We start from the raw sequence: 11,689 nt of genomic DNA, 5'->3' as shown, positions 1-11,689 counted from the left end.
GCACTTCCATTTTACCAAGGAACGGTTTCTTTTTGTTGCATAATTTTGGAGAATGGGACTATCCCAAGTTTTTTTACGACTTATGGGACAGCCCCTTTTACTTCATCCACTAATGGAGCGCCTTCTGCACCCTCATTGCTCCCTGTGACAGAGCATGTCCGCCGCCCACTGCACCAGCAACAGCTACCGTCTCCATGATCTCCTGATCGGTCGCTCCCTTGGACCGGGCTTCTTCCACATGATAGAACGTGCACACTTCGTTATTAGCAAACAAACCGATACCTAGCGCAATTAACTGCTTGGTTTTGGCATCAAGTACACCCGGCTGGAAGCATTCTCCCGTAAACTCATGATATGATTTCACCACATCCGGGAGAACGTCGCTTAATGCGCCAATCTGATCCTTATAAGCATGAACTTTATCATTCATCAATGTCATGACTTGCAACACACCCTTTCGGCTGTAAATACAGCGAATTGTTCCACTGTACCTATCTTCTCTCGCGTGCGTCGCAAATATGCCTGTTCCTGATGGTAATTCCAAACATTTGGTGTAGCAGACATTCTCTTTGAAGGAGCTTTCCGGTAACGTGAATCCGTTAAGCTAAGCACTCATGTCATTTATTCACTTAAAACACTTTGACGAGGCTCACTGAACAGCTGATAACGGTAAGACCGATCCAGCTTCACAACACGGCGATTTTGCCTGCGAATAAGTACTTGCTCATCATCCCAAGCTACCACAATGCCCGTTACATCATTAGACTCCAGTTCATCCCGCACTACTCTTACCTTCTCCCCTGACAAACGCAGGGCATCCAATTCTGTATCACTAATCATATCATAACTCCTATACTCAAATTTCTTTACAAAAAGAGACCTAAATGAAAAGTCATTTAGGTCTCACGTGACTGTATTGGACTGTCATGTCATTCGAAAAAAATGTCCCGACTGAGAGTTACCGCTGCGCGTGCTCTTTGCTGTCGTTCTTCTCGAACCAAAAATCAAGCACTTTGGCGGACATCACACGTTCTTCAAGGTACTCTACTTGGTGCGGTGTAAATTGTTCTTTCCAAGAGAAGGACAACTCTTCACACAAGCCTACAATCGTCAGTAATTCTGACCAGGCAACATAGCGTTTGTACCAGAAAAATTGAGGATGTTCAATCATATAGGGATAAAGGTCATCGAATTCCGTATGTTTACAATCCAGGGCACGTTCAAAATGAACTTTCGATTCCGCCAGCTTATCAATAAAGAATTGTTCTGTTGCCGGTTGGTTCCCCATGGTGTTGCCTCCTCTCCCTAACATAACCCCATTATAAAGGAAATCTAAGGCCATGCAAAGTCATACTTCAAAAATTAGGCCCAATTTCCTTCAAAAAGTCACATTTCATTATCGTCGAATTGCACGGTGCCATTATTCAGTGAACGAATGCGTACAAGAGCTTCTACTGGAATCCCTTGTTCACGGATGGTGCGGGCACCAGCCTGGAAGCTCTTCTCCACCACAACACCAAATCCCACAAGTTCTGCGCCGGAACGCTCAATAATTTTAATTACGCCGCGGGCGGCATCTCCGTTTGCAATAATGTCATCAATGAACAAAATGCGGTCATTTTCATGAATGTATTCGCGAGACACCATAATATCCGTTACGATTCCTTTCGTAAAGGATGGTACACGTTCGCAGTAGGCATCAGGATCGGCCAGAAGCGTTTTTTTGCGGCGGGCAAATACCAAAGGTACTCCCAGTTCATGTGCTGCGGCAAAAGCAACCGGAATCCCTGATGATTCCACCGTAATCACCCGAGTAACTCCACTCTCGCGAAAACGAGCAGCAAACTCCCGTCCCATCTCCATCGTTAATGCAGGATCAATCTGATGGTTCAGAAGACCATCCAGTTTCAATACCTGATCCGAGATGACGACACCTTCTTGTAAAATTCGTTGTTTTAATACGTCCATGATTTGACCTCCCAAGCCTATCCTATGAGGTATAAAGTATCATATATCCAGCTACAAGTTCAAGCGAAATCAACCCTAAGTCCACAGAACCTGATAATTCAGAGTCGTTAGCCGATCCTGCAGTCATGACTTTCATTGGTCAAGCATAACTTGTACTATGGTACCCGCATGTCCAACAATCCCGGGACCTGAAAGGGGAAACACATGAAACAGGTATTCCGGGTGCTACAGATTGCATTCACATACATCGGAACTGTTGTCGGGGCCGGCTTTGCCACAGGACAGGAAATATTGCAGTTTTTTACCCAATATGGCAAGTGGGCCACAATCACCATTGCTTTGTCCACCATGCTCTTTGTCTGGCTCGGAACCAAAATGATGCTCATTGCTCATGATACCCATTCGCGTTCCTATGAGGATCTTAACAAACATCTGTTTGGTCACAAAGCTGGCAAATGGATTACATGGATTACTCTTATTGTTCTGATCGGTGTAAACAGCGTGATGCTCGCCGGGGCGGGTTCTGTCTTTATGGAACATCTGGGTTTGCACTACCAAACAGGTTTGATCATCACTTTGATCGGTACATATCTTCTTCTGGGACGTGGAATGCAGGCCATTCTGCAAATGAACAGTATTGTGGTGCCCATGATGCTTCTGCTGTCCCTGCTTATGATTTTCAGTACGCTACATCATCCGGGTGTCTTTCGTTTTGTCACACTGACAACAGATAGCAATCCGTTTCAGGTATGGATTTCCCCATTACTTTACACCGCATTTAACCTTGCGCTCGCTCAAGCGGTACTTGTACCTGTAGGCAATCAGATTCGTCATCGCAATACATTAAAATGGGGCGGAATTCTAGGCGGGATTGGCGTAGGTTTTATGCTGATGGCAGCCCATTTTGCAATGTCAGCCCAGATGCCAGGCATCGTACAGTTTGAAATCCCTATGGGAAGTATCGCTTTTCAACTGGGATGGATAGTGCAATCTGTATATGTCTCATTGATTTTCATGGAAATATTTACAACGTTTGTTGCCGACATCTACGGCATGACTTTGCAACTTAGACAACATATCGATGTTCATCCCCGGTTGATTACACTAGTCATCATGATGTTATGTTACTCGTTTAGCCAATTTGGATTCAGCTCCCTTTTATCCGTTCTTTATCCCATTTTCGGATGCATGGCACTCTTTTGGGCGGGTAAGCTCATTAGGGATCGCTGGGGTACATTTCGTGGTCGGAATAATATGAATTGAAGGCGTAGATATGAGGTTGAAGCCGTTTAAATGGATAAAGTTATGGTACAATTTAAAGTAAACCTTAGTAAAGGATGGGTTCTGATGAAAAAAGCAGACAACTTGGCCTCCTAAATTCGTTTTAGATAAAATTTAGGAGGCTCATCTAATGAATTTTAACAAAATTGATTTTAACACTTGGAATAGAACAGACATATTTCATCACTATATGAATCAAAATACTTCATTCAGCCTAACCAATGAAATGGATGTAACTGCTGTATATCAACTCATCAAACAAAAAGAATATCGATTCTATCCTGCATTTATCTTTTTAATTTCAAGTGTGGTTAACTCAAATCGTGCTTTTAGAACGGGTTACAACAACGATGGAGATCTGGGATATTGGGATATGCTGGAACCGCTCTATACCATCTTTGATCACTCATCTGAGTCGTTCTCTGCCATTTGGACTCGTGTTACCGATGATTTCAACACGTTTCAAGATGCCTACATTATCGATGTAGAGAAATATAAACGTTCAGGCAAATTGTTTCCCAAGACACCTATACCTGAAAATGTGTTTTCCCTTTCGATGATTCCTTGGACATCTTTTACTGGATTTAACTTAAATATCAACAATAATAACCGTTACCTTCTTCCCATCATTACGGCAGGGAGATTCATCCATAAAGGTAATTCGATATTTTTACCATTATCACTACAGGTTCATCACTCAGTTTGTGATGGGTTCCATGCCGGATTGTTCATGAATGCTGTTCAGGAATTAGCAAACAATCCAGAGGATTGGCTGTTGTAAAATCCGTTATATACAAAAATGCCGCTGTATCACTACAGCGGCTTGTTTCATATATTTGCTTTCCCGTTTTACGCCTGAAATTGCAAGTACATTTTTTTCAAATCATTCACCGATCTACCCAGCGAGTAAAATGTTTTGGCTTTTTCACAAGCGGAACGAGCCAGTTCATAGCGATATGCCGGGTCCAGCATAACCTTTTCCAAGGCATCAGCCAGTGCAGATGGATCTTCAGGCGGTACGAGCAGTCCATTTACACCATCCTCAATCTGTTCAGGGATTCCTCCCACATCGGTGCCTACAAGCGCCAGGCAGCTAAGCGCCGCTTCGGCGAACACTGAACCGAAGGCTTCTGCACGCGATGGCAGTACAAACACATCAAAGAATGGCATAAACTCTTCAGGATGTAGCGTATATCCATAAAAAATCGTTTCATTATAAATTCCCAGACGCTGTGCGAGCTCTTCCAGATCGGGACGAATCGGTCCATCTCCAATAATATGAAGTACATAATCATGTCCCCTATCCTTTAACTCCGCACACGCTTTAAACAAAATGTCTAGCCCCTTGGCAGGAACAAGCCGGCAGACCGTTACCAGTTGCGGGACCGCATTATCATGGGGAATCGGTTTGAACCGCTTCTCATCAAAACCATTAGGTATAATGCCGATGCGGTCTGGATGTTTCACATACGGGCTCAAATATCGACGGAACGAATCAGATACCGTTAGCAGACGCTCGGCACGATACTCAAGCTCTCCATAGATCGCCTGCAGGAATTGATGTTCCAGCCCATCAGGCTCTATACGGCCATTCAAAATAAGCTCTCTCTCATAACTGGAGTGAATGGTTTGAATGAGGGGAACCTCAGGAAACACCGACTTCATGGCAAGCCCTGCAATAGGATGATGAGCATGAATCAGATCATAGGGCTTCTGAATGCGAAGCTTGGTCCACCATAGATAGTCACGATATGTCTGAATATACTTTTGTACCACAGGACTATCCTGATAGAGGGTCCAGTCAAACGTATCAAACTGTACTTCCTCTCTCCCTTTGTTACGAATACGTTTGGGCAAGGAAAACAGGTCCATCTCCCATCTTGGGCTTGCAAACCTCTCTTGCATATAAGGAATCATAGAGGATACACCTCCGGGCTGCTCTGGAGGAAAGAATAGAGCCTGTAGCAATTTCAACGTCATTATCCCCCTTTCCAACTTCATTTCTCTTTTTCCACATTCATTTATGATATATTAGAACATATGTTCAGTAAAGCGGCTCTTGAGCCTCCAACTCCGTTCTTTACACGAAAATGTATTTTCATGCATTTTATTGCATATCATTAATGTTTATTATGACATAGAAAAGCAAGAACATCCACCGCTTTGACAACTTAATTATTGAGTCGTATATACAACATATTCAGTCAACTCCACATGCAGAAGCTTATGTTTTACATTTATCTCTTCATCGAAGGACTAAGCTGAATATAGAAAACTAGACGCATAAGCTTAACTGCTTCCAGGTCCTTCCTCATGACGTTCTCAACAACTCGTTACGAATTCTTGCTACAATTCAACCGGTTTCTCGTAAATGCTGAACCCATCATGCTTACCTGCATAGCCGAATCCATTTCCTGCATAAAACGTGTTTAACGTGACATTGTCAGCCCCGCAATCCAATCGTACAAGAGACTTATTTGCGAATTGTATGCCACGACTCGACCATTCCAATATGGACTTCCCCAGACCTGTTCGAGCATATTTTCTTCGTATGGCAAGCCGATGTAGATAGAGCGCCCCATCTTCCGCGTGGGCCTGATCTCCCCACAGCTTGAGATCCCATGGACTCGGCTTCTGCATGAGAATGACCATTCCAGCAATCTGCGCTACTTTTTTGAAAACAAAGACGTCCCCTCGGCGAATGGCCGAAGGTGTATCATGAGAATCTTCCCCTTGTAACAATGCATTCCATTGGGAAGAGCCTTTACTTTTCAACCAGGATGCCGTCTCTGCAAGCAATGAGAGCACCTCTTCCGTGTCCTCCGGCTGTGCTTGAACAGCTTGAAAGCCATCATTAATGTACTGGCTGTGAATGGTGAATGTGTGTATCATCATGTCCCTCCTATATGCTCCGGTTTCTACTGCTCGCTTCCCTTGGTTTGTACTACGTCCAAATCCAAAAGTCGCTCCCATTCGATACCATCACACTGCATTAATTATAAGAACTAGTCGTAATAATAACGGGAAATTTTTTTTCCGTCAAAATCAAAACCAAAAAGCATAAAGACAAAAAAAATGGATAAAAGGCTTTCGCCTCTTACCCATCCATTCTGGCTTCATCAATAATTTGATTCCTGTACAGCATGGTGAGATGTAATGAGTCGAATTCAATCTCTCTGTTTAGCTCCCTCATTAGCATTTCTACCAGGGTTTTACGCTGTTCACTTGTGCCTGGTACATCGTAATCCATATAACCTGTCAGATCGGAATGTGACGTATCGATGGTCGCTGTGCCCACGGGCAGACCTCCGCGCTCCTGAACGAAAAGATCATAGATTCTGAACTCCCGATCCTTGTTCCTGAGCATTACATAACATGCTTCTTCCGCCTCTTCTGGCTCAATCATATCTCCGATCGCATCAATGGAGTTATCTTGCTCTTCATCTTCCTCCAGCTCTTCGGAAAAATCACGATGCACCCATTCTAGCGTCTGCAACTCGTTCCCCTGATGCCATATCCGAATGGTAATCGTATCAATGATCTCCTCATCCAGTTCCCGTACAAGCAATTCTGCCGCAGCTTCCTGTACCATGTCGTCAGGTTCTTCGTACCAGTGAATCTCCCCCTGTGCATCGGCTCCATACTGTTTGAGCGTAGCCTCTGCTACCTCTTCCCCTTCAACATCATTGAATACATAGCTAGATAAGTTACGACCGGCGCTGATCATCTCCATTTCCAGCAGATGTTCCTGGTCTTCATATGTAAACGATCCATCCCGAGATGCGGGAATGATATTCACCTCGCCTGGAAAGTCATCACCATAACGGCTCTCTTCGTCATACAGTTCATCATCTTCCGTAGCCGCTGTTCCGCGATAAGACCATAACGTCTCCTCACTTCGTTCCGCTGGTTGCAGGACGGAATGCAACGTGCCACAGCTCACCAATACTTCATAGTAGGATGCCGCCACCGCATCTGCAAGCGCACGAACATAAGCATGTACCTTATCAATAATGAGCTGCTCTACAGCCTCTTCTATAGACTCCTGTTCCAGTTGAAGGCTGCCTGACAGACGCTCCCCTTCTCTGTAGATCAGTAAAAGCGAACCTGTATATCTGCCATCTACCATAATATCCTGCACTTCACCACTTGCTGTGCGCAGATCCGCCGTTAAATCAATCTGTACCATTGACAGTCCTCCTCATTCCTAACGTATTCTCTTAGGATGCCCCTAGAGACAGTAGTTTATGAGGCACTGTACATTTTCGAACGATGATGGAGCCTTTTTCGTAGATCAAGTAAGGAAGCAGCAGAAGATTTATACGGACAAAATATACTTGTGGATCGCGTGCGCAACCCCTTCATCATTGTTGGACAAGGTCACTTCATCGGATGCGGCTTTCACCTCTTCTGGAGAGTTATCCATCGCAATCCCTTTACCGGCGAAAGTGAGCATCGTAATATCATTGAAATAGTTACCAATAGCCATGATCTCGGATGGCACAATGCCTTTGGAATCAGCGAGCCTTTTGAGCGCCGTTCCTTTGGAAGCTTCGGGATGCATCAGATCAATGAAAAAGTCACCGCTGCGTGTCATGTAATAAGGCAAATTCCAGGACGCCCATTCGCGCTGGACCATATCCATCTGCTCGATGGGGCCAAAAGCTGTAAACTTCGCCAGAGGTTCAGTCATATCTGCCCAACGGGGTAGCTTAAGCGGCTCAGCCAGGAAATTATAATACATCTGCCTTACCTGTAATTCCAAACCCTCGGGTTGATCCACATATAGTCCAAAGGCGGTATTAATGTCGAAATGTACACCATTTTCACGGCAGTATGTCATAATAGGTTCAAGTCCCTTAGTATCCAGAGCAAACTGATGAATAACTTCACGTGTCTCCACATGCGCAGTAACCGCACCATTATGAGTAATAACATAACCATCCAGACCCATCTGTTTCATAAAAGGAATCGTGTTGGCCGGGCCTCGGCCTGAACAAAGTACAATCTCTGCCCCTTGGCGTGAGGCCTGAATCAGTGTTTCTTGTGTCCATTCAGTCAATTCATGATCATCATTCAATAAAGTTCCGTCAACATCCAGTGCAATCAATTTGTACGTCATATGCTTCTCATCCCATCTGTGGTTAGTTGGTTGCATTGTTATTTCGCAAACAAGTCAGCTCTTCTGCAGTTAACTCGCGGTAACTCCCGATTGCCAGATCGGAATCCAGCTTAAGTTCTCCCATGGCTACACGTTTCAAATAGATAACACGTTTGTCCACAGCCTGGAACATGCGTTTGACCTGATGAAACTTCCCCTCATGGATAATAAGCGAAATAAGCGATACGATGCCTTCATCTATTTCTTCATATCCCAGCACAGTCAGCTCCGCCGGCATGGCCTCATACCCGTCATCGAGTCTAACGCCAGCTGCGAAACGCTGCACGTCATCCACATCCACTTTCCCGAGCACCCGTGCTTCGTATGTTTTGGGTACATGTTTTCGAGGGGATAACAGATCATGGGCAAGAGGGCCATCATTTGTCAAAATAAGAAGTCCCTCCGTATCTTTGTCCAGCCTCCCTACCGGGAATGGTTGAAAGATCCGATCTTCTTTGCGCAACAGATCCAGCACCGTTTTATCCCGAGCATCTTCCGTCGCAGATACAACACCGGGCGGTTTGTGAAGCATCAGATAGATCATTTCACGGTAAACAATCCGCTCACCATCCGCTTCAATGATGTTTATTGCCGGATCAACCTGAATGCCGCTGTCCTTTACCGCTTTGCCATCCACATGAATACGTCCCTGCTTCACTATTTTTTTAAGCTCGCTGCGTGTACCTACACCCATATGACTCAAAATTTTATCCAATCGCTGTGTTTGTTTGCCTTTCCCACTCATACCGATGTCCACCTCCATCCTGCAGGGTATTCATTTTTCAATACACCATCCAGCCATTTGCCCCAGCCGGCCGCATATCCATCCACGCATACGAGCACATACCCCTTAGGCGCTGCTCCTTCCAGAAGGTTAAGCCGTTCTTGCTCTATATTCAGCGTTTCCCCTTTCAAGTACCTCACTGCTTCTCCATCTTCAGAAGACAGATGCACACTTCGATGTGCCTCGGATGCACGCAAAGCGCACGCAAGGGGATGGGACGGAACGAATCTCCCATTTTTAACCGTGCCCATAAACCATCCGGGGCGAATCACTTTCAACCCTTCCAGACGGGCAGCACCTACCGCTGACTGGTATACACGATCCCCGTAACATACCGTCTCACCTTCAAGCGGTATAACCAGATTCTCATTTACAAACTGAGCATAGACCGCTAATGGATCAGCTGAACTGGAATCCGCACCTCGTCCTTGCCCTCGCTCAGACTTGCGACCACCAGCCTCTTTCCCTTTTTTGCTTGGTTTCGCGGTGTGTTTACCACCGCGTGTACTTTTGTCGTTGCTTGCTCTAGATTCAACCCGTAACAAACGTTCCTTTTTACGATCGGCTTTGGTTATAGGAAGCGAAGCCGATCGTAAAAAGGAACGATCCTCACTCGGTTCATGCAACAATCCGGACTCAGGCACACGTTGTCCAGCACCACGTTTTTCTTCATGTAACTCTTTACCTAACTCTAGATTAGATTCATCAGAGTGTTTGATCACAGCAACATAATGTCCCTCTCCTTCTAACAAGTGAGGCCACAATCGGGCTGTACCGCGCGTCTGATCCAGCACTTCTTCTGTCTCCGTCGCCTGATCTGGCAACATCTCACGCACCCAATCCGGACGTCCTGGGGCAAATCCAGCGGTATCAGCAATATTAACTACAGCAAAATCACGATTTAACTTCAAAAACTCGGCAATCATCGCTTCGTTTTCCTCCGGCGCAAAGGTACAGGTCGAATAAACAATCGTTCCTCCTGGAGCCAATAACCGCGCTGCCGTTTCGAGAATATCTCGCTGCATCAACACACACTTCTCCACAGAATGATGTTCCCATGATTTCACCATGTCTTCATCCTTACGGAACATGCCTTCGCCTGAGCACGGTGCATCGATCAACACTTTATCAAAATAATGAGGAAACGCATCCGCGATGCGCTCAGGTGACTCATTCAGCACAACGGCATTTCTTACGCCGTACAGCTCCACGTTTTTGGCAAGTGCTTTGGTACGCTCTGAATGAATGTCATTCGTGACAAGCACCCCCTTACCTTGCAACTTGGCAGCAATCTGGGTTGATTTCCCCCCAGGAGCAGCACACAAGTCTAGGACGCGATCTCCAGGCTGGACGTTCAGTTGCTCCACGGGAGCCATTGCACTCGGTTCCTGAATATAATAGAGACCCGCGTGGTAATAGGGATGCAGGCCAGGCTTCACCCCATGAGGCACGTAAAAACCAGTTTCGCACCACGGAATAGGTCTTAAGTCAAACGGGGCAATCTCTTTAAATTGTTCCATTGATATTTTAAGCGTATTTACGCGGAGCCCGGCATGCGGGGATTGTTCATACGATTGTATAAAAGATTCAAATTCATCGCCAAGCAAACGTTTCATTCGCTCTGCGAAGTCCAAAGGCAACTGTACGGCCATAGTTCCACTCATCCTATCCTGTTAAAATGACATATTGCTCTATGTTATCATATCCTGATTTTGCTTGCCTATCCTATCATGTGTATTCCACTACAGCGTGTAATGTAGTATAATGCTAATAGATTGTTTTATCAGCAAAAATTCGGTTGTTTATGCATATTATCCCAGCCTGCATTTTTGTTGCAAATTTTATCTCGATATGAAAAATGGGGGATGAACAATGAATTCCAAGAAGAAGAAGAAAAGCGCTACAATCCTTATCTTCCTCGGCATACTAGTCGTCATGATTGCTGCGCTGGTTCTCGTGAACCAACAATCCAAGAAACAGATGGATACTGTAGAAAACGCTTATGGCATTGCAGCTTCCAAGCTTAATCCGGCTACAAGAGAGTTGCTCAAAGATCCTAACTATCAACAAATCATTCTGCCGGCTGATCTGAAAACCAGAATCGATAACAAAGATAGCTTCTTTGTTTATTTCTTTGCTTCCGACTGCTCACACTGCCGTGCAACGACACCACAATTGATGCCGCTGGTAGACAGTGAAGGAATTAAGCTTCCACAGTTTAACCTGCGCGAGTTCGAATCCGGCTGGACAGATTACAACATTGAATTCACACCTACTCTCGTTTATTACCAAGATGGCGTTGAGAAAGACCGCATGGTTGGCGGTTTGAAAGAGAACGGAAGCGACAACGGTTATACTCTGGACGACTACAAGCAATTTTTTGATAAGTATAAAGGCAGTGCAACTCCAAGTAAAAGCTAGTTCAATGAACTTTGGTAAAATTAAATTCAATAAACCAAAAACACCCCGATCATTCCTGTAAAGGAGTCGTCGGG

13 protein-coding genes are annotated in these 11,689 nt (G+C 45.1%); 3 read left to right on the top strand and 10 right to left on the bottom strand.

The window, feature by feature from the left end; translation table 11 throughout:
* Positions 1-109 precede the first annotated feature (109 nt).
* From BLQ13_RS26900 to BLQ13_RS26885, 4 genes are all read right to left on the bottom strand, one after another.
* Entirely contained in the window at positions 110-439 is a 330-nt protein-coding gene (locus tag BLQ13_RS26900) for a carboxymuconolactone decarboxylase family protein (protein ID WP_090924755.1), read from the bottom strand.
* Positions 440-621: 182 nt separating this feature from the next.
* Positions 622-840 carry a hypothetical protein gene (locus tag BLQ13_RS26895; protein ID WP_090924754.1) on the bottom strand — a complete coding sequence of 73 codons (219 nt, stop codon included), beginning with the start codon at positions 838-840 and terminating at the stop codon, positions 622-624.
* A 118-nt stretch (positions 841-958) separates the two neighbouring features.
* Positions 959-1,288: a hypothetical protein gene (locus BLQ13_RS26890; protein WP_024629266.1), complete on the bottom strand. Its 330-nt coding sequence runs from the start codon at positions 1,286-1,288 to the stop codon at positions 959-961.
* A 98-nt stretch (positions 1,289-1,386) separates the two neighbouring features.
* Entirely contained in the window at positions 1,387-1,968 is a 582-nt protein-coding gene (locus BLQ13_RS26885; protein ID WP_090924753.1) for a xanthine phosphoribosyltransferase, read from the bottom strand.
* Between the two features lie 204 nt (positions 1,969-2,172).
* Here BLQ13_RS26885 and BLQ13_RS26880 point away from each other — a divergent pair, with 204 nt between their 5' ends.
* On the top strand, positions 2,173-3,231 hold the full coding sequence (locus BLQ13_RS26880) for a YkvI family membrane protein (protein ID WP_090924752.1): 1,059 nt from the start codon (positions 2,173-2,175) through the stop codon (positions 3,229-3,231).
* 148 nt (positions 3,232-3,379) lie between these two features.
* Positions 3,380-4,030, top strand: coding sequence for a type A chloramphenicol O-acetyltransferase (gene catA, locus BLQ13_RS26875; RefSeq protein WP_090924751.1), 651 nt, complete (start codon positions 3,380-3,382; stop codon positions 4,028-4,030).
* Between the two features lie 68 nt (positions 4,031-4,098).
* On the opposite strand, the gene BLQ13_RS26870 is transcribed toward catA, so the two are convergent.
* From BLQ13_RS26870 to BLQ13_RS26845, 6 genes are all read right to left on the bottom strand, one after another.
* A complete protein-coding gene (locus BLQ13_RS26870) occupies positions 4,099-5,223 on the bottom strand; it encodes a glycosyltransferase family 4 protein (RefSeq protein WP_090924762.1) in 1,125 nt (374 codons plus the stop codon).
* A gap of 372 nt (positions 5,224-5,595) precedes the next feature.
* The gene (locus BLQ13_RS26865) at positions 5,596-6,144 is read right to left on the bottom strand and encodes a GNAT family N-acetyltransferase (protein WP_244159483.1); all 549 of its coding nucleotides are present in this window, start codon (positions 6,142-6,144) and stop codon (positions 5,596-5,598) included.
* 202 nt (positions 6,145-6,346) lie between these two features.
* Complete coding sequence (locus tag BLQ13_RS26860) at positions 6,347-7,438, bottom strand: hypothetical protein (RefSeq protein WP_090924750.1); 1,092 nt, start codon at positions 7,436-7,438, stop codon at positions 6,347-6,349.
* Positions 7,439-7,567: 129 nt separating this feature from the next.
* Entirely contained in the window at positions 7,568-8,371 is an 804-nt protein-coding gene (locus tag BLQ13_RS26855) for a Cof-type HAD-IIB family hydrolase (protein ID WP_090924749.1), read from the bottom strand.
* 22 nt (positions 8,372-8,393) lie between these two features.
* Positions 8,394-9,155, bottom strand: coding sequence for a pseudouridine synthase (locus tag BLQ13_RS26850; protein WP_090924748.1), 762 nt, complete (start codon positions 9,153-9,155; stop codon positions 8,394-8,396).
* A complete protein-coding gene (locus BLQ13_RS26845) occupies positions 9,152-10,846 on the bottom strand; it encodes an RsmB/NOP family class I SAM-dependent RNA methyltransferase (protein ID WP_090924747.1) in 1,695 nt (564 codons plus the stop codon). Before BLQ13_RS26845 ends, BLQ13_RS26850 begins: the two co-directional genes overlap by 4 nt.
* 220 nt (positions 10,847-11,066) lie before the next feature.
* Here BLQ13_RS26845 and BLQ13_RS26840 point away from each other — a divergent pair, with 220 nt between their 5' ends.
* A complete protein-coding gene (locus BLQ13_RS26840) occupies positions 11,067-11,615 on the top strand; it encodes a thioredoxin family protein (RefSeq protein WP_090924746.1) in 549 nt (182 codons plus the stop codon).
* Positions 11,616-11,689: the final 74 nt, after the last annotated feature.

Source organism: Paenibacillus polysaccharolyticus, from assembly GCF_900102085.1.
Classification (GTDB): domain Bacteria; phylum Bacillota; class Bacilli; order Paenibacillales; family Paenibacillaceae; genus Paenibacillus; species Paenibacillus polysaccharolyticus.
Note: the sequence above shows the minus strand (reverse complement) of the source record. Positions and strands in the feature narration are given on the sequence as shown.